The sequence below is a fragment of the Dokdonella sp. genome (assembly GCF_044227025.1).
Classification (GTDB): domain Bacteria; phylum Pseudomonadota; class Gammaproteobacteria; order Xanthomonadales; family Rhodanobacteraceae; genus Dokdonella_A.
In genome coordinates this window covers 187,753-206,133 of record NZ_JBGAFX010000007.1, presented here as the reverse complement: position 1 = coordinate 206,133, position 18,381 = coordinate 187,753, and the positions used below count along the sequence as shown (strand labels likewise).

Here is an 18,381-nt window from a genome sequence, read left to right as displayed (position 1 = left end):
GGTGAACGCGCCCTCGATTCAAGCGAGCATGGTGCTGCGCCGGCAGGCTCCGCCGTCACGCACGGCGCGGGCACCGGCCTACAGGAAGCGTGCGCGCTGTTCCGGCGTCGGCACGAAGCAGGTTGCGTTGCGGCCGAACCAGCGGTAGCGGTGGCGTGCGACGAAGCGGTAGATGCGGTCGCGCAGCGGCTTCGGTATCCAGGCGAGCGCGTGCGCCGCCCTGAAGGCACCGCCGAGACTGCCCACCACGCGGCGAATGGCATCGGTGTCCGTCCATGCCGCGTCGCCTTCGAGCAACAGCAACGAACTCGGATCGTCCGGATCGAGGCCATGCGCGGCGAGCAACGCGCGGCCGGCGGTGGTCTGCATCGCGGCGAAGCGGTAGCGCGCGTCGCGGTCGTGGCGCAGCAGGAAACGCACCCAGCCGCTGCACAGCGCGCAATCGCCGTCGAAGACGATGATCGCCGCGTCGCGCTGCTCAGCCGACATCGAGCCAGCCCCGGTAGTGCACGAGCAGGCCCGCGAGCGGCAGCGCTGCGCGCACCTCGAAATGGTAGTGGCCATCCACCTCGCTCTCGCGTGCGGTGACGCCGACGAACCAGCGCGCCGGCAACGGCACGCCGAGCGCGCGTGCCTGCACGACCGACCATTCGAGGCCGCCTTCGCGCGCGCTCAGGCGGAACACGAACGTGGCCAGGCCAAGGCGTTCGTGCAGCAAGCCGCCGCGCTCGCGCAGGTGCGATGGCATGACGTGGCCGCCGACGTGGCGCGACCAGTGCTCGCCATCGGCATCGGCGGCGATGGCGACCTCGATCGGCACTTGTCCTTCCGGCGGCAGGCGCGTGGCCCAGGCGCACAGCCGCGCCAGCGGATGATGCCCGCGCTCGACCTCGACCTCGCCGCGATAGCGGTGCGTGCCGGCCGCACGATGCAGCCTGCGCACGCATGCGGGCAGCGTCTCGAACGCGCCGCCGAGCAGGCGTTCGAACAGCGCCGTCACGCGATCCAGACCAGCGTCGCGAAGCGGCCTGTGTCGCGTTCGCGCCGATACGAATAGAGGCGTTCGTCGCGGAACGTGTCGAAACCGCCACCCTCCACGCGCGCGACCCCGGCGCCGGCGAGACGCCGGCGCGCGAGTGCCGGCAGGTCGCAGCGCCAGTGGCCCGGTCGGGTTGCGACGAACGCAGCGGCGCTGCCGGCTTCGGCGTCGACGAAGGCACCACGCACCTCGTCGCCGACTTCGTATGACGCGGCGCCGATCGCCGGACCGATCCACGCAAGCAGCCGCGCCGGCGCCACGCGCAACGAGGCGATCGTCGCCTCGAGCACGCCCGCAGCGAGGCCGCGCCAGCCGGCGTGCGCGACGCCGACCGCGCTGCCGTCGTCGGTGCAGAACAGCACCGGCAGGCAGTCGGCGGTGAGCACGGCGAGCACCACGCCCGCCTGCATCGTCACGGCCGCATCGGCTTCGGGTTCCGCCTCGATCGGCATCGCGTGCGCTTCGTGCACCGCAGTCCCGTGCACCTGGCGCAGCCAGCGCGGTGGCGCCGGCAGGCCTGCGCGCGCGATCAGCGCCGCGCGATTCGCCGCAACCGCCTGCGGCACGTCGCCGCAGCGCGTGCCGAGATTGAATCGATCGAACGGCGCCAGTGAATGGCCGGGCATCGCGCGCGTCGTCACGCAGGCACGCACGTTGGACGGCGCGGGCCAGTCCGGGAGGATCAACGCACCGTCGGCCAGCGCCGCATCAGCGTTCACCGTGCTCCTTGACGTCGACCCGCAGCGCGGCGAGCAGGCGCTCCATGTCGGCCGGTCGCTCTGCTTCGATCGTGAGTGGCTTGCCGGTCTTCGGATGGACGAATTCGAGCTTCTCGGCGTGCAACGCCTGGCGCTTGAATGCGCGCAAGGCATCGACGAGCTCCACCGAGGCACCCTTCGGCAGCTTCAGCAGGCCGCCGTATTGCGCATCGCCGACCAGCGGATGCTTGACGTGCGCCATGTGCACGCGGATCTGGTGGGTGCGCCCGGTTTCGAGGCGGCATTCGACCAGGGTCATGGTGCGGAACCGCTCGCGCACGCGGTAATGCGTGATCGCCTCGCGTCCGTCCTCGCGCACCGCCTGCTTCAGGCGGTCGTGCGAATGGCGGCCGATCGGCTCGTCGACGCGGCCACCGGCGACCATCGCGCCATACACGATCGCGGCGTACTGGCGATGCACGTCGCGTTCGGACAACTGCTCGACCAGCGAGGTGTGCGCGCGCAGCGTGCGCGCGACGACCATCAGGCCGGAGGTGTCCTTGTCGAGGCGGTGCACGATGCCGCCGCGCGGGATCTCGGCGAGTTTGGGATCGTGATGCAGCAGCGCGTTCTGCAGGGTGCCGGCCGGATTGCCGGCGCCCGGATGCACGACCAGGCCGGGCGGCTTGTTGACGACGATGAGGTCGGCGTCCTCGTAGCGGATGTCGAGCGGGATGTCCTCGGCCTGCGCACCGATCTCGCGCTCCATCAGCACGTCGAGCGCGACCGCCTCGCCGCCGCGGACGATCTGCCGCGGCGCGGCTGCTTCGCCATCCAGGCGCGCGGCCCCGGCCTTGATCCACGCGGTCAGGCGCGAACGCGAGAAATCCGGGAACAGCTCGGCCAGCGCCTGGTCGAAACGGCGCCCGGCGAGATGCTCGGGAATGGTCGTGTCGAGGCGTTGCGTGTTCAGGTGCGATTCGGTTTCGGTCATTGCAGGCGGGTCCTGCCGCCGCGCGCTACCAGCGCCGGCGACGTTTCAGGTTATGATCGGCGCTTCGCGAGGTGCCCCGAGGCACCGCGGGCCGGCCGATCCGGCGCGCTCCGGCGGCCACGGCCGTGCGGCCTACCCCATCCCGTCCATCATCGCAGAGCCTGCCATCCGCATGCGAGTCTCCCCAAGCTTCCGCTTCATCCTGCGCACCGTGATGCTCGTGCTGATCGTCGCGCTGGCCGGCTGTTCCCTGTTCCATCGCGGCGCCAGGAAGGGCGACCCGATGGACACGATGACGGTCGAGGAACTGTATCGAAAGGGCGTCGACGGCCTCGATGCCGGCAACAACGACCTGGCGATCCGGTCGTTCACGCGCCTGAACTCGCGCTTCCCGTTCGGCCCGTACACCGAGCAGGCGCAGCTCAACCTCGCCTACGCGCAGTACAAGGACGACAAGCCGGACGACGCGTATTCGACCATCAACCGCTTCATCAAGACCTACCCGACCCATCGCCATGTCGACTACGCGTACTACCTGCGCGGGCTGATCAACTTCAACCGCTCGGGCGGGTTCCTCGAGCGCTACGTCGGCCAGGACATGACCAAGCGCGACCAGGCCAACCTGCGCCAGTCGTTCGACGATTTCGGCGCGCTGCTCAGCCGTTATCCGCAAAGCATCTACAGCGCGGATGCGCGCCAGCGCATGGTGGCCCTGCGCAACATGATGGCGCAGGCCGATCTCAACATCGCGCTGTTCTACCTCAAGCGTGAAGCCTACGTCGCCGCCTCGAACCGCGCGAAGGCCGTCATCGAGACGTACCCGCAGACGCCCCAGGCCGGCGATGCGCTCGCGGTCATGGTGCGCAGCTACCGCAAGCTCGGCCAGGACAAGCTCGCCGACGACGCCGAGCGCGTGCTCAAGCTCAACTACCCCGACCATGCCTCGTTGCACGGCAACTGGCCGCACTACCGCTCGAACTGGTGGAAGCTGATTCCGCTGTCGAACCGCGGATGATCTTCGGCGGCACGCGCTGCGCGCGTACCGCCCTGCCGCCGAGACGCCCTTACCGCCAGCCTGACGTAATGGGATAACGGCGCTCGCGACCGAACGCGCGGCGCGACACCTTCGGGCCTGGTGCGGCCTGCTGGCGTTTCCACTCGCTGATGCGCACCAGGCGCAGCACGCGCTCGACCACGGCGGGATCGAAACCGGCGCGCACGATCTCCTCGCGCGACTGTTCGCCGTCGACGTGGCGCAACAGGATCGCATCGAGCACGTCGTAGGGCGGCAGCGAATCCTGGTCGGTCTGGTTTTCGCGCAGCTCCGCCGACGGCGGTCGCGCGATCACCTCCGGCGGAATCACCGGAGCGCCGGCGATCGCGTTGCGCCAGCGCGCGAGCGCGAACACCTCGGTCTTGTAGAGGTCCTTGATCGGCGCGTAGCCGCCGCACATGTCGCCGTAGATGGTCGCGTAGCCGACCGCATACTCGCTCTTGTTGCCGGTCGTGAGCACGAGGCCGCCGAACTTGTTCGACAGCGCCATCAGGATCGCACCTCGGCAACGCGACTGGAGGTTTTCGGCGGCTACGTCGGAGTTGGATCCTGCGGGCGGAGGCGCGTGGGCCGAAAAGGCGGGAGCGAGCGCGTCGAGGAAGCCCTGGAACGGAGTTTCGATCGGAACGGTGATGATCTTCACGCCGAGCGCTTTCGCCTGCTCGTCGGCGAGGTCGTTGCTGAGATCGGAGGTGTAGCGCGACGGCATCCGCACGCCGGTCACGTTGCCGGCGCCGAGCGCGTCGACCGCCACGCTGAGCACGAGCGCCGAATCGATGCCGCCGGACAACCCGATCCAGACCTTGTCGAAACCGTTCTTCGCGCAATAGTCGCGGGTGCCACGCACGATTGCGCGCCACGCGAGCGCGTCGCGACTTTCGTCCTCCTCGGCCGGCCAGGCGACTGGCGAGAAGCGGCGCGTCGACGCGTCGTAGTCGGTGACCAGCCAGTGGTCCTCGAACGCGCGCGCGGCCGCATGCACGTGGCCGTCGCCGTCGGCAAGCACCGAGGCGCCGTCGAACACCACCGCGTCCTGGCCACCGACCGCGTTGAGATAGGCGATGCCTACGCCGACCCCACCCTGCTGCGACTCGCGCACGCGCTGCGCCAGCAGGGCATCGCGCTGGCCGTGCTTGTCGCGCTCGAACGGCGACGCGTTCGGCACCAGCACCAGCTCGGCGCCGGCAGCCAGCGTGCTCGCCAGTGGTTCGGCGAACCAGACGTCCTCGCAGATGATCAGGCCGACCCGGACGCCATCGATCTCGAACACGCAGTCGTCGCGATCCGGGTCGACGTCGAAGTAGCGTCGCTCGTCGAACACGGCGTAGTTCGGCAACTCGCGCTTGCGGTAGGTCGCGGCGACCGTACCATCGCGCAGCACGCTGGCCGCGTTGTAGACGACCGCGCCGGCGGCCTGCGGCCAGCCAACGATCGCGACGATGCCGCGCACGCCGGATGCGATCCGCCCAAGCGCGGCTTCGCATTCGGCAAGGAAGCTCGGTCGGAGCAACAGGTCTTCCGGCGGATAGCCGCTCAGCGCAAGTTCCGGGAACAGCACGACGTCGGCGGCGTGGACCTCGCGCGCCTGTGCAATCAACGCGGCGATGCGTTGCTCGTTGTGCGCGACGGCACCGACCGGAAAATCGAACTGGGCGAGGGCGATGCGGAGCCTGGACATGTGCGGCGACGGTTCACGGAGGCGACGCGGATTGTAAGGCCGCGCCGCCCTCGCAAACCGATGCCGTCACGGAATGCCCGTGACGACGTTGACGATCGCGGTCGCGGTGCCGCCGCGGCCGTCGCTGATGGTGTAGGTGAAGGTCGCCGAGTTGAGGAAACCCGCGGGCGGTATCCACGTCACCGTGTTGCCGGTGATCGCGACCGTGCCGGCCGGCGCACCGTTGGGGTCCACCGGCATGGTGACGCCGATGATCGTCAGCGGATCGCCGTCCGGGTCGGAGTCGTTGGCGAGCACCGGAATCACGGTCTGGTTGAGTCCGCCGGTGTCGGCGACCGCGACCGGCGGCTGGTTCGGCGCCGGCGACACGACCACGGTGACGAAGGCCGTCGCAACGCCGCCGCGCCCGTCGCTTATCGTGTAGGCGAAGCGGTCGAGGCCGTTGAAGCCCGGGCCGGGCGTGTAGACGATCGCGTTGCCGGCAATCGTCGCCGTGCCGTTCGACGCCGGCGTCACGCTCGCGATCACGAGCGGGTCGCCGTCGGGGTCGGAATCGTTCGCGAGCACTGCGATGGTGACCGGCTGGCCGAAGGGCGTCGTCGCGTTGTCATCGACCGCGGTCGGCGGCTGGTTCGTGACCGCGGTGACGGTCACCGAGACAGTCGCCGTCGCGGTGCCGCCACGACCGTCCGAAATCGTGTAGGTGAACGTGTCGACGCCGACGGTGCCGGCCGCGTTCGCGGTATAGGTGATCGACCCACCCGCCACCACGATCGTGCCGAACGTCGGCGGCGTCGTCGCGGTGATCGTCAGTGGATCACCGTCCGGATCGCTGTCGTTCGCCAGCACCGCGATCGCGACCGATGCGGCAAACGTGGTGGACGCATTGTCGTTGACGGCGACCGGTGGCCGGTTCGGCAGTGGCACCACGTTGATCGTGACGGTCGCGCTGGCATTGCCGCCACGGCCGTCGCTGATCGTGTACGTGAAGGAGTCCGGGCCAGCGTAACCGGCCACGCTCGCGTACTGGACCTGGTTGCCGAAGATCGCGACCGCGCCGTGCTGGGGCGCGCCCAGTGCGATCACGGTCAGCGCGTCACCGTCGACGTCGTTGTCGTTCGCGAGCACGTCGATGGTGACGATCTGGCCGGTCGTGACGGTGGCCGCGTCCGGGCGCGCAACCGGGTTGCGGTTCGGCTGCGCGGCGACCGTGATCGTCACCGTCGCGGTCGCGCTGCCGCCCTGGCCGTCCTCGATGGTGTAGGTGAAGAGGTCCGGGCCGATGTAGCCGGGCGTCGGCACGTAGAGGATGCTCTGCCCGGAAATGCTCGCGGTGCCGTGCGCCGGCGCGCCGACGCTCGCGATCACGAGCGGATCGCCGTCCGGATCGCCGTCGTTCGCCAGCACGTTGATCCTCACCGTCTGGCCGAATGAAGTCGCGGCGCTGTCGTCGCGCGCGACCGGCGGCTGGTTCGAAGGCCCCCCACCGACGCTCACCGCCACGTTGGCGCTCGCGCTGCCGCCGCGACCGTCGCTGACCGTGTAGGCGAATGCGTCGGCGCCGCTGAAGCCGGCTACCGGCGTGTAGACGATGTTCCCGCCGGACGCGACCGCGCTGCCGTGCGCCGGCGGCGTCACCGCGCTCACGCTGAGCGCATCGCCGTCGGCATCGGTGTCATTCGCGACCACGTTGATCGTCACGGCGACGCCGGGGGGCGTGCTCGCGCCGTCGGCCTGCGCAATCGGGAAATGGTTGGTGTACTGGCGCGGACCACGCGTCACCGATACCGTCTGCGAGCGGGTGCGGCGATAGCTTTCGACCGTGCGCGGGTGCGCGCTCGATGGTCGCGCAAGCGAGCGCGTGATCCAGGCCGGATCCTGCAACTGCGCGGTCGGTGCGAACGAACTGCTGCGACCGAATTCGTAACGCAGGAAAACCGACAGGCGATCATCACTGCCACTGCCGGCGCCGCCGCTGCGCGCGACATGCTCCGCGAGAGCGGACAGGCCCCAGCCACGCGTGCCGAGCGGCGTGTCGAGGCCGAGCGAGAACGTCGTTGCGCGCGCGCCGTCACCATCGGCCGTGCTGGCACCGCCGTGCACGCGCATCGCCATGGGCTCGAACACATGGCCGAACTGCACCCCGATTTCGGTGCCGTACGCCTTGCTCTCGAACAGCGTGTCGGTGGTTGTGGTCTCGACCTGGGTGTAGGCGCCGATGTCGTCGCTGCCACCCAGTTGGGCGAGATCGTCATGCAAGGCGTGGCCGGCCGCGCGCGCGCCGCTGACCCCGTGCGCGAGCCAGGCCTCGATCGAGTAGTCGCGCCGCTCGACGCCGAAGCCGAGCGTCGCCTTGCGGTCGTGTTGGGCATTCTGGTCGAGCGCGAAGCTGAGGCGACTGACCGTCGCCCGGTCGGGATGCTCGCGCGCAGCGATCGGGTCACCGCCCCAGAGCCAGTTGAAGTCGGCCTGCGCGCCGCCGGCGCCGGCGCGATCCCACCAGATCTGGCCCACGAGGGCGCGGGCGTTGTTGCGCGCGAAAACCCCGAGCAGCTGGCCTTCGGTTTGTCCTTCTCGATTGACGCCGATCGACACGCTGCCGTCGTTGCCGACGTAGCTGAGCGGCACGGACGGATCGGTGACCGACGGCACGCCGTCGTCGTTCGGGTCCTGCGGCAGGATCTGCGCGGAAGCGACCGCGCAACACGCGACAGCGAACAGCAAAACGAGGCGACGGCGCATGTTCTCTCCCCTGGCATGGCGACGCTGGGTGCATCCTACGTCGTTTCGTGCCGGCGATTACATCGCCCGGCAAACGCCGTTGCCTGGAGGGGGGGCGGTGATGGCGCCGGGCCGGGCGAAGAGCATCGCGGCTTCCGCCGCTCCCACAAGCGCAGCAGCGGCCCGGTGCGAGCGGCGGAAGCCGCGATGCTCCTTGCGCCGATGCCCGCGATACCAGCGCACCGGGACAAAGGAATGTCGGACGGGGCAGCAAATGCCCGGAGCATTTGTCGTCCGGTCCCTGGACATCACAAAAGAAAGGCCGCGGATCGCTCCGCGGCCTCGTCGTGTCAGCCGGGCAAGCGGTGGATCACTTCATCTTCGCCGCGAGCGTCTTGCCGAGGTCGGCCGGCGATTTCACGGTTGTCACGCCGGCCTTTTCGAGCGCTTCGAACTTCGCGGCCGCCGTGCCCTTGCCGCCGGAGATGATCGCGCCGGCATGGCCCATGCGCTTGCCGGCCGGGGCGGAGGCGCCGGCGATGAACGCGACAACCGGCTTGGTCACGTACTCGGCGATGAAGTCGGCGGCTTCCTCTTCGGCGCTGCCGCCGATCTCGCCGACCATGATGATGCCTTCGGTCTGCGGATCGTCCTGGAACAGCTTGAGGCAATCGATGAAGTTGAGGCCGTTGATCGGATCGCCGCCGATGCCGATGCAGGTCGACTGGCCGAGTCCGACGTTGGTGGTCTGGAACACCGCCTCGTAGGTCAGCGTGCCGGAACGCGACACGATGCCGACCTTGCCCGGCTTGTGGATGTGGCCGGGCATGATGCCGATCTTGCATTCGCCCGGCGTGATGATGCCGGGACAGTTCGGGCCGACCAGCACCGTATCCGGGTACTGTTGCAGCACGTTCTTCACGCGCAGCATGTCGAGCACCGGGATGCCCTCGGTGATCGCGACGATGACCTTGATGCCGGCGTCGGCCGCTTCGAGGATCGCATCGGCCGCGAACGGAGGCGGCACGAAGATCATCGATGCATCCGCGCCGGTGTCGTCGACCGCGCCCTGCACGGTGTCGTAGACCGGCAGGCCGATGTGGGTGCTGCCGCCCTTGCCCGGGGTCACGCCTCCGACCAGCTTGGTGCCGTAGTCGAGCGCCTGCTCGGAATGGAACGTGCCCTGCTGGCCGGTGAAGCCCTGGGTGATGACCTTGGTGTTCTTGTTGACCAAAACGCTCATGGGAAGCCTTTGAGGACGGCGGGCCGGGGCCCACCCTGTAAGAATGGGTAGGGTGGGCTTGGGCCCACCGCTGTTATGCCGCTTTCTTGACCGAAGCGACGGCCTTCTGCGCGGCGTCGTTGAGATCGTCGGCGGGCGTGATCGCGAGGCCGGAATTGGCCAGCAGCTCGCGCCCCTTCTCGACGTTCGTGCCCTGCAGGCGCACGACGACCGGAATCTTCAGGCCGACTTCCTTGACCGCGGCGATGATGCCTTCCGCGATCAGGTCGCAGCGCACGATGCCGCCGAAGATGTTGACGAGGATCGCCTGCACCTTGTCCGACGACAGGATCAGCTTGAACGCCTCGGTCACGCGCTCCTTGGTCGCGCCACCACCAACGTCGAGGAAGTTCGCCGGCTCGCCGCCGGCGAGCTTGATCACGTCCATCGTCGCCATCGCAAGGCCGGCGCCGTTGACCATGCAGCCGATGTCGCCGTCCATCGTGACGTAGTTGAGGTTGTTGCGGATCGCCGCCGCTTCGGCTGCGTCTTCCTGCGACTCGTCGCGCATCGCGGCCAGCTTCGGATGGCGGAACTCGGCGTTGTCGTCGGAATTGACCTTGCCGTCGAGCGCCATGAGGTCGCCCGAGGCGACGATCGCGAGCGGGTTGAGCTCGACCAGCGCGAGGTCCTTCTCGTTGAACAGCTTGTACAGGCCGAGCATGATCTTGGTCAGCTGGTTCGCCTGCTTCGCATTGAGGCCCATGTCGAAGCCGAGCTTGCGACACTGGTACGGCTGCAGGCCCTCGACGAAGTTCACCTCGATCGTGTGGATGTCTTCCGGGGTGTCGCGCGCGACCTGCTCGATGTCGACGCCACCCTGCGCGGAGGCGATGAACGAGACCGTCTTGCTGCCGCGATCGACCAGGATCGACAGGTACAGCTCCTTGGCGATGTCGGTCGCGTCGGTGACCAGCACCAGATTGACCGGCAATGCGCGGCCACCGGACTGGTAGGTTTCCATCTTGCGGCCGAGCATGCCCGCCGCCGCGGCCTTGACCTCGTCGACCGACTTGCAGAACTTCACGCCGCCCGCCTTGCCGCGGCCACCGGCGTGGATCTGCGCCTTGACCATCCACTGCCCGCCACCGAGCGCCTGGGCGGCTTCGACCGCCTGCTCGGGGGTCGACGCGACCTTGCCCGGCGGTACCGGGATGCCGTACTCGGCGAACAGTTCCTTGGCTTGGTATTCGTGGAAATTCATGCAGGCACCTTGTGCGGAGGGACGCGTGCGCGGCGCGAAGGACACCGCGGCAGCACGATCCGGGGAGCGCGCCGGCGCGAGGCCGGCGAAACGGGGTCGCCTATTCTCGGGGATGGGGACGGGGAAATCAAAACGCACCCCAATCCGTTCGCGTTGAGCGCAGCGAGCGGTAGCGAGCGCAGTCGAGACGCGCGGCGAACCCCCAGCCCCCAAGCCCCCAGCGCCCAGCCCTCATCAGGCTATACTCCGGCCACATGGAACAGACGTGACCGCGGGACCGAACGTGCAAAGCACGGCTGCCTCTCCGGGCGACATCACCCGGCGCGAGCTCTATTTTTTCAATCTCTACCGCTGCCTCGAAGCCGTGGTCTATGCCGGCCTCGTGTTCAGCCCGTTTGCGGTCGAATGGGTGCGCGTGACGCGGCCGATGCTGGGCCAGGTCGCGGCGGTCATCTACATCGTCATCGCGATCGCCCTGCTGGTCGGCACGGAACGCCTGCGCGCGCGCCTCGCCGGCACGATCAGCTCGTCCCTGCTGATCGATATCGTCGCCGCCTCGCTCGTGCTGATCGCACTGTCCGGGCACAGCCTGGTGCCGATGATGTTGCTGGTGAACGTCGGCATCGCTGCCCTGCTGCTGCCGCACCGGGCCTACGTCTTCGCGATGATCGCCGCGATCGGCGTGACGGTTCCCTATCTGTTCGACTCGATGGCCGGCGGACCCGCATCGAGCGGAGTCGAGGTCATCGTCATCGTGGTGGCCTACTTCATCGTCGCGGCCCTGCTGCGCTACCTCGGCGGCCACATGCGCGCGGCCGAGGACCTCGCCGCCCAGCGCGGTGTCGACCTGCTCAACCTGGAGCAGATCAACGACCTCATCATCCAGCGCATGAAGACCGGCGTCCTGCTGGTCGACCGCGCCAACCACATCCTGCGCATCAACGAATCCGCCTGGCACCTGATCGGCAACCCGCCCCCGGGGCAGCGCGAGCTCGGCTCAGTCGCGGCAGAACTGTCGCGGCGGCTGTACCACTGGCGCCATACCGGCAAGTCCGACCAGACCGCGGTCGCGCTCGCGCACGACGTGCCCGAGGTGATCCCGCGTTTCACCCGTCTCGCGCCGAACGACGACACCAACGTGCTGATCTTCCTCGACGACACCTCGCTGCTGTCGCGGCGCGCCGAGGAACTGACCCTGTCCTCGCTGGGTCGCCTGTCGGCGTCGATCGCGCACGAGATCCGCAACCCGCTCGCGGCGATCCGCTATTCGGCGCAGTTGCTGGCCGAGTCGCCCGAACTCAACGCCGAGGACAAGCGCCTCGTCGACATCATCAACAACCACTGCACGCGCGCGAACGACGTCGTCGAGAACATCCTGCAGCTCTCGCGGCGCGAGCGCTCGCGCCCGGAGACGATCGACCTGAACGCCTGGGTGCTCGCGTTCGTCGAGGACTACAAGCAGTCCAACGACCTCGGCCAGGATCAGCTGCGCGCGGTGACCCACAACCGCAGGCTGGAAGCGATGGTCGATCCGCAACACCTGCAGCAGGTGATGTGGAACCTCGTGCAGAACGCCCTGCGCTACGGCCGGCAACCCAACCAGCCGGCGCGGGTGACCGTGGTCGCGCGCCTAGCGGTCGACAAAGGCCCGCCGCTGCTCGAGGTCATCGATCGCGGCCCCGGCATTCCGCCGAAAGTCGCCGCGCAGATCTTCGAGCCGTTCTACACCACGCACGAATACGGCACCGGCCTTGGCCTGTACCTCGCCAAGCAGATGAGCGAGGCGAGTCAGGCTTCGCTCGAATACGTGCCGGTCGCAGGCGGCGGCGCCTGTTTCCGCATCACCCTCACGCCGGCCGGTACCCTGTTGGCCTCGCGCATCACGCCGCAGTCCGCCTGATGGACCGCGCGACGCGAACGCACGGCCTTTGCCTTGGCGCGCCACGCCAATTACTCTTGCGCGATATCCTGCCCCCGCGCGACCGACCCTGACGGCATGAGCAAGCACTACGCACTGGTCATCGACGACGAACGCGACATCCGCGAGCTGCTGACGCTGACGCTCGGCCGGATGGACCTGATCGTCGAGACAGCCGCGACTGTCGCCGAAGCGCGCCAGCGCCTCGCCGACCGCCGGTACGCATTGTGCTTTACCGACATGCGCCTGCCCGACGGCTCCGGCCAGGAGATCATCGCGCTGGTCGCCGCGCAGTACCCGGAAACGCCGATCGCGATGATCACCGCGTACGGCAACGTCGACGCCGCAGTCGACGCGCTGAAGGCCGGCGCGTTCGACTTCGTGTCCAAGCCGGTCGACATCAGCGTGCTGCGCCGGCTGGTCCAGACCGCGCTGAAGCTGTCCGAGGAAAAGCGCGCCGAGCAGTCGAGCAGCGGCAACAAGCTGATCGGCGACTCGGCGCCGATGAACGAATTGCGCGCGACGATCGCCAAGGTCGCGCGCAGCCAGGCGCCGGTCTACATCGCCGGCGAATCGGGCACCGGCAAGGAACTCGTCGCGCGCCTGATCCACGAGCTCGGCCCGCGTGCGGCCGCACCGTTCGTGCCGGTCAACTGCGGCGCGATCCCGTCGGAACTCATGGAAAGCGAATTCTTCGGCCACAAGCGCGGCAGCTTCACCGGCGCTCAGGCCGACAAGGACGGCCTGTTCCATGCCGCCCAGGGCGGCACCCTGTTCCTCGACGAAGTCGCGGAACTGCCGATGCACATGCAGGTGAAGCTGCTGCGCGTGATCCAGGAAAAAGCCGTGCGCCCGATCGGCGCGCGCGCCGAAGTCGGCGTCGACGTGCGCATCCTCTCGGCGACGCACAAGAACCTCGCGCGACTGGTCGAGCTCGGCTCGTTCAGACAGGACCTGTTCTACCGCATCAACGTGATCGAGCTGAAGGTTCCGCCGCTGCGCGACCGCCGCGAGGACATCCCCAAGCTCGCCGGACGCGTGCTCGAACGCCTCGCCAAGGACGGTGGCGGCGCACCGGCGCGACTCGAGCCGGAAGCGCTGAAGTCGCTGCTCGCCTACGATTTCCCCGGCAACGTGCGCGAACTCGAGAACGTGCTCGAACGCGCGGTCGCGCTGTGCGAGAACAACAGCATCGGCGCCAGCGACCTGCGCCTCGTCGCGGGCGAGCGCTCGGCGGCAGCCTACGCGGACGCATGGTCGAACACGCCGACCGGTGCCCCGCAGACGAGCGCATCCTTCGAAGCGCCTTCCCGCGGCGCGGCAGTGCCGTTCACCCCCGAACCGCCGGAAGATGAAGGCTTCCCGAGCGACCTCGCCGCAGCGGTCGCCGAAACCGAACGCGCCGCGATCATGAAGGCGCTCGAGGCCACGCGCTGGAACCGCACGGCGGCCGCCAAGCAGCTCGGGTTGACGCTGCGGCAATTGCGCTATCGGCTCGAGAAGCTCGGCATCGAGTAGGCTCCTGCGATCGATGCCGTCCGGCCGTTGCCGGATCTCCGCAGACGCATTCATCGCCCGCATTGCCGACCCGCCTTTAGCCGATGCGATCGTCCTGCACGGCTCGCGCGCCCGCGGCGACCACCGACCGCGATCCGACACCTTGCCATCTTCGCGCCCCGGGCCGCCGGATTGGCAGCACGTGATTGGATATCGTTGAGGACGCGGACTGAAACGGATGCCCCGCCCTCAATTGCAGGTCCTGCGAGTCGCGCGCGCGTGCCGGGTTTTCCGTGCCGGTTCATTCGCCTATATTTGGCAGACCTCGCCCAGAGATGCATCCATGTCACGCTGGAAGGCCGCCGGAATCCACGTCTCGATCAGCGCCTTGATCGGACTGATCGCCGCGACGCTGATCTTCGGCGTCTGGTATCCGCGCCCCTACAGCCATGCCGCGGGCGCCGACAAGCTGGTCGTGCTCCTGCTCGGCGTCGACGTCGTGCTGGGCCCCTTGCTCACCCTGATCGTGTTCCGCGCCGGCAAATGGGGCATGCGATTCGACCTCACCGTCATTGCGATCGCGCAGGCATGCGCATTTCTCTATGGCACGTCCGTTGTCGTACGCGCACGGCCGGCCTTCGTGGTTGGAAATGTAGATCGCTTCAACCTGGTGGTGGCGAATGACATCGACGATGAAGACTATGCGAAGGCGGTCAAACCGGAATTCCGCGGACCACCCTGGACCGGACCACGCCTGATCGGAGCGCTGCCGCCGACCGACGTGCACGAACGCAACAAGCTCGTCCTCGCCGGCCCTGGCGGCAAGGACATCGATGTTCTCCCGCAGTATTACGTCGACTACGCCGATGTCGCCGCTGCACTTCTGCACAAGGCCAAGCCGCTCGATGCGCTGACAAAACAGCATGCGGAAGCTGCGCCCATCATCGAGTCATGGTTGCGCGACCACCACCGAACAACCGCCGATGTGGTCTGGCTGCCGCTGCAGGCGCCACGGGTCAGCCTCACGATGTTGCTCGACGGAACCAGCGGCCAGCCACTGGATGCCTTGCAGATCGATCCCTGGTGACCAGCGGGCAGCGCGCCCGATACGAAATCCGCGGCGCGTCGCGTATGCTCCGCGAGGTCCAGGGCTGGGGAATGCAAAATGTCTGAAGATCGCGGGTCACGCTGGCTCGGACCGGCTGCGCTATTCGTCTTTGCACTATCAGGTTGCGCCGGGCTGATCTACCAGTCGATCTGGTCGCAGTACCTTGGCCTCTACCTCGGTCACGCGGCCTATGCGCAGAGCCTCGTGCTCGCGATCTTCATGGGCGGCATGGCGATCGGTGCCTGGTGGGCGAGCCGGCGCAGCCTGCAATGGCGCAACCTGTTGCGTGCGTATGCGGCCATCGAACTGGTCATCGGCGTCGCCGCAGCACTATTTCACCCAATCTACCTTGGCGTGACCGGATTCGCCTATGACAGCGCGTTCCCGGCGATGCCGGGAAGCTCGGCGGTACAACTGTTCAAATGGACCAGCGGTGCCCTGTTGATCCTGCCGCAGGCAATCCTGCTTGGCACCACGTTTCCGTTGATGAGCAACGGCCTGATGCGTCGCCTGCGCAAGGGGGACGGCGCGATTCTCGGCGGGCTCTATTTCACCAACAGCATGGGCGCCGCGATCGGCGCCCTGTTCGCAACATTTGTGCTGTTGCCGGCTGTCGGTCTGCCCGGCGCGATGCGCTTCGGCGCCGCATTGAACCTCGTCGTCGCCATCGCCGCATGGCTGCTCGCGCGTTCGCCGGAACAGCCACAGGCGCCGATGGCAACAACCGATACGCCGCAGGATCGCAGCGGAATCGCTCGCCTGCTGCTGGTCGCCGCCTTCATCACCGGCGCAACGTCGTTCGTCTACGAGATCGGCTGGGTGCGCATGCTCAGCCTCGCGTTCGGCAGCACCGTGCACGCATTCGAGCTGATGCTCGCCGCGTTCATTGGCGGGCTCGCCTTCGGCGGCCTGTGGATCCGCAAGCGCATCGACGGCTACGCGCAGCCGATCCGCGTCGGTGGCTGGGTACAGATCGGCATGGGGATCGCGGCGCTGGCGAGCCTGATGCTGTACGACCGCTCGTTCGATTGGGTCGCCTGGTTCATGAAGGCGCTGTCGCGCAGCGACGGCGGCTATACGCTGTACAACTTCGTCACCGCATCGGTCTCAATGCTCCTGATGGCGCCTGCCGCCTTCTTTGCCGGCATGACGCTGCCCCTGTTCACGTTCGCGCTGCTGCACAACGGCGGTGGCGAAGCCAGCGTCGGGCGCATCTACGCGGCCAATACGGTCGGCGCGATCGTCGGTGTATTCGCTGCGGTGCATTTCCTCGTGCCCGTGCTCGGCCTGAAGCTCGCGATGTGCATTGGCGCCGCGGGTGATCTCGCGCTCGGATTGGTGCTGTTGCGCCGGACCGGCGCGTCCGCCCGTGTCCCGGATGCGCGCTACCTGTGGGCGCTCGCCGGCTGCGCGGCGGCTCTGGTTGCGACGCTGACGCTGGCCCGTTTCGACGCGGATGCGATGAGCTCGGGAGTCTACCGCTCAGGTTTCGCAAGGATGGCACCGCAAGGCGTGAAGGTGCTCTCCTACCGGGACGGCAAGACCGCGAGCGTCAGCACGCGCGTCTATCCGAACGGGCTGGTCACGATCAGCACCAATGGCAAGGTCGACGCCGGCATCCAGATGGCGGCCGACGCCGAACCAACGGCCGACGAGAGCACGATGATCCTCGCCGGCGTCCTGCCCCTCATGCACAAGACCGACGCGCGCACGGCGGCCGTCATCGGCTTCGGCTCCGGGCTGACCACACATACGCTGCTCGGCGACCCGCGGCTTGCGAGCGTCGACACGATCGAGATCGAGCCGGCGATGATCGAAGGCGCGCACGTCTTCGGCCAGCGCGTGGCGCGAGCATTCACTGACCCGCGTTCGCACCTGCACATCGAGGACGCCAAGACGTATTTCGCCGCGCATCGCGCGCGCTACGACATCATCGTCGCGGAACCATCCAACCCCTGGGTGTCCGGTGTCGCGGGCCTCTTCAGCCGCGAGTTCTACCATTTCGTGCCGCGCCACCTCGAGAGTGGCGGACTGTTCGTGCAGTGGCTGCAGTTGTACGAGATCAACGAAGAACTCGTCGCCTCCGTGGCCAATGCGCTGTCGGCCTCGTTCCAGGACTACCGGATCTACCTCTCGAACAACACCGACATGCTGATCGTCGCTCGCGCCGATGGCATGGTCGGCGATCTGGACGAAGGCCTGCTGCAGACGCCGGTGCTGAAAGAGGAACTGGAGCGAGTCGGCATTGGCACGAAACAGGACGTGCTCGCACACCAGATCGGCGATCGCCGTTCGCTCGAACCACTGTTCGAGGCGCTGTCGTCTCGCATGACGTCGGACTTCCACCCGACGCTCTCGCTTGAGGCTCCGAAGACGCGCTTCACCGTCACATCGGCAGACGCTCTGCTGCACCTTCCCGTTGCCGACCTGCCCTACCGCGCCGTGGTCGGAAGACTCCCGCCAGCGACGGCGACCGTCGAGAACCCCATTTTCGACTTCAGCAAGAACAGCCACGCCGCCGTCCGCCTTGCCGATGCACTGGAAAGCGGCAAACTTTCCACCCGCATCGAGGACCTGTCCATTTCTTCGAAGATCGCGCTCGCCAGAACGTTGGCCGGTGCGTGCAACGCGCCCGAATCGATGGAAGGGCCACTGGCTGATACGCTCGTTGACCTTGCTGCGCGCACGATCCCGTACCTTCCACGCGAACGTGCGCAAGCGCTCTGGACAAGCCCGACATGGATTTCCTGTGACCACGAGAGCGAAGGTCTGCGATCCTTGCTCACGATCATCTCGGCGCTCGCTCGGCAGGACTGGCCAACCGTGCAGCACTCGGCGGCAGACATCCTGCCGATCCGCAGCCGCAATTGGTCGCTGACGGCAAGAGACTGGTTGCTGCGCGCGGCGATGCTCGGCGCACTCGCCAACGGCGATGCCGCCGCTGTGGAGTCGATTGATCGCTCACTGGGTCGGACGGTGTCGGGCAACGGCATGACGCTCGCGTATCGCGCGTACATGCTGGCGCTGGCCGATCGGGCGCGGCACGAAGCGGCGTCGGACAAGATCGGCGGCCATAAATTGTCAGATTAGGACAATTCCTGCATGCCCTGTCCGGCAAGCTGAGACGTGCATCTCAGGATCGGGACCGGTCTTTTTTTTTTTGTGAGCTGGTCGCTCTTCAGGAGCTT

13 protein-coding genes are annotated in these 18,381 nt (G+C 67.7%); 5 read left to right on the top strand and 8 right to left on the bottom strand.

Annotated features, from left to right (window positions below; all coding sequences use genetic code 11):
• Window positions 1-78: 78 nt before the first annotated feature.
• From ACILRJ_RS16595 to rluD, 4 genes are read right to left on the bottom strand one after another with little or no spacing between them, the layout of a single operon-like run.
• Window positions 79-489: a thiol-disulfide oxidoreductase DCC family protein gene (locus ACILRJ_RS16595; RefSeq protein WP_395684321.1), complete on the bottom strand. Its 411-nt coding sequence runs from the start codon at window positions 487-489 to the stop codon at window positions 79-81.
• Complete coding sequence (locus ACILRJ_RS16590) at window positions 479-1,000, bottom strand: DUF4166 domain-containing protein (protein WP_395684320.1); 522 nt, start codon at window positions 998-1,000, stop codon at window positions 479-481. Before ACILRJ_RS16590 ends, ACILRJ_RS16595 begins: the two co-directional genes overlap by 11 nt.
• A complete protein-coding gene (pgeF, locus tag ACILRJ_RS16585; RefSeq protein ID WP_395684319.1) occupies window positions 997-1,758 on the bottom strand; it encodes a peptidoglycan editing factor PgeF in 762 nt (253 codons plus the stop codon). The genes ACILRJ_RS16590 and pgeF overlap by 4 nt, the downstream gene beginning before the upstream one ends.
• On the bottom strand, window positions 1,748-2,731 hold the full coding sequence (rluD, locus tag ACILRJ_RS16580) for a 23S rRNA pseudouridine(1911/1915/1917) synthase RluD (protein WP_395684318.1): 984 nt from the start codon (window positions 2,729-2,731) through the stop codon (window positions 1,748-1,750). Before rluD ends, pgeF begins: the two co-directional genes overlap by 11 nt.
• Before the next feature lie 172 nt (window positions 2,732-2,903).
• Here rluD and ACILRJ_RS16575 point away from each other — a divergent pair, with 172 nt between their 5' ends.
• Complete coding sequence (locus tag ACILRJ_RS16575) at window positions 2,904-3,746, top strand: outer membrane protein assembly factor BamD (RefSeq protein ID WP_395684317.1); 843 nt, start codon at window positions 2,904-2,906, stop codon at window positions 3,744-3,746.
• A gap of 49 nt (window positions 3,747-3,795) precedes the next feature.
• On the opposite strand, the gene ACILRJ_RS16570 is transcribed toward ACILRJ_RS16575, so the two are convergent.
• The 4 genes from ACILRJ_RS16570 to sucC all read right to left on the bottom strand — a co-directional run bounded on the left by ACILRJ_RS16570 (window position 3,796) and on the right by sucC (window position 10,670).
• A complete protein-coding gene (locus ACILRJ_RS16570; RefSeq protein WP_395684316.1) occupies window positions 3,796-5,463 on the bottom strand; it encodes an NAD+ synthase in 1,668 nt (555 codons plus the stop codon).
• A 66-nt stretch (window positions 5,464-5,529) separates the two neighbouring features.
• Window positions 5,530-8,205: a cadherin-like domain-containing protein gene (locus tag ACILRJ_RS16565; RefSeq protein ID WP_395684315.1), complete on the bottom strand. Its 2,676-nt coding sequence runs from the start codon at window positions 8,203-8,205 to the stop codon at window positions 5,530-5,532.
• A gap of 349 nt (window positions 8,206-8,554) precedes the next feature.
• On the bottom strand, window positions 8,555-9,427 hold the full coding sequence (sucD, locus tag ACILRJ_RS16560) for a succinate--CoA ligase subunit alpha (RefSeq protein WP_395684314.1): 873 nt from the start codon (window positions 9,425-9,427) through the stop codon (window positions 8,555-8,557).
• 73 nt (window positions 9,428-9,500) lie between these two features.
• Entirely contained in the window at window positions 9,501-10,670 is a 1,170-nt protein-coding gene (gene sucC, locus ACILRJ_RS16555; RefSeq protein WP_395684313.1) for an ADP-forming succinate--CoA ligase subunit beta, read from the bottom strand.
• A 265-nt stretch (window positions 10,671-10,935) separates the two neighbouring features.
• On the opposite strand from sucC, the gene ACILRJ_RS16550 reads away from it, so the two are divergent.
• From ACILRJ_RS16550 to ACILRJ_RS16535, 4 genes are all read left to right on the top strand, one after another.
• Window positions 10,936-12,570 carry a sensor histidine kinase gene (locus ACILRJ_RS16550; protein ID WP_395684312.1) on the top strand — a complete coding sequence of 545 codons (1,635 nt, stop codon included), beginning with the start codon at window positions 10,936-10,938 and terminating at the stop codon, window positions 12,568-12,570.
• A gap of 96 nt (window positions 12,571-12,666) precedes the next feature.
• On the top strand, window positions 12,667-14,106 hold the full coding sequence (locus ACILRJ_RS16545) for a sigma-54-dependent transcriptional regulator (RefSeq protein ID WP_395684311.1): 1,440 nt from the start codon (window positions 12,667-12,669) through the stop codon (window positions 14,104-14,106).
• Window positions 14,107-14,428: 322 nt separating this feature from the next.
• Window positions 14,429-15,172: a TfpX/TfpZ family type IV pilin accessory protein gene (tfpZ, locus tag ACILRJ_RS16540; protein ID WP_395684310.1), complete on the top strand. Its 744-nt coding sequence runs from the start codon at window positions 14,429-14,431 to the stop codon at window positions 15,170-15,172.
• A 78-nt stretch (window positions 15,173-15,250) separates the two neighbouring features.
• Window positions 15,251-18,283 (top strand): spermine synthase, encoded by a 3,033-nt coding sequence (locus ACILRJ_RS16535; RefSeq protein WP_395684309.1) that lies wholly within the window; start codon window positions 15,251-15,253, stop codon window positions 18,281-18,283.
• The last annotated feature ends 98 nt before the right edge of the window (window positions 18,284-18,381 follow it).

Bases quoted from the DNA above. Each gene is read 5' to 3' on its own strand.
- ACILRJ_RS16595 (WP_395684321.1), bottom strand. From the start codon at position 489: ATGTCGGCTGAGCAGCGCGACGCGGCGATCATCGTCTTCGACGGCGAT.
- rluD (WP_395684318.1), bottom strand. From the start codon at position 2,731: ATGACCGAAACCGAATCGCACCTGAACACGCAACGCCTCGACACGACC.
- ACILRJ_RS16575 (WP_395684317.1), top strand. From the start codon at position 2,904: ATGCGAGTCTCCCCAAGCTTCCGCTTCATCCTGCGCACCGTGATGCTC.
- ACILRJ_RS16570 (WP_395684316.1), bottom strand. From the start codon at position 5,463: ATGTCCAGGCTCCGCATCGCCCTCGCCCAGTTCGATTTTCCGGTCGGT.
- ACILRJ_RS16565 (WP_395684315.1), bottom strand. From the start codon at position 8,205: ATGCGCCGTCGCCTCGTTTTGCTGTTCGCTGTCGCGTGTTGCGCGGTC.
- sucD (WP_395684314.1), bottom strand. From the start codon at position 9,427: ATGAGCGTTTTGGTCAACAAGAACACCAAGGTCATCACCCAGGGCTTC.
- sucC (WP_395684313.1), bottom strand. From the start codon at position 10,670: ATGAATTTCCACGAATACCAAGCCAAGGAACTGTTCGCCGAGTACGGC.
- ACILRJ_RS16545 (WP_395684311.1), top strand. From the start codon at position 12,667: ATGAGCAAGCACTACGCACTGGTCATCGACGACGAACGCGACATCCGC.
- tfpZ (WP_395684310.1), top strand. From the start codon at position 14,429: ATGTCACGCTGGAAGGCCGCCGGAATCCACGTCTCGATCAGCGCCTTG.
- ACILRJ_RS16535 (WP_395684309.1), top strand. From the start codon at position 15,251: ATGTCTGAAGATCGCGGGTCACGCTGGCTCGGACCGGCTGCGCTATTC.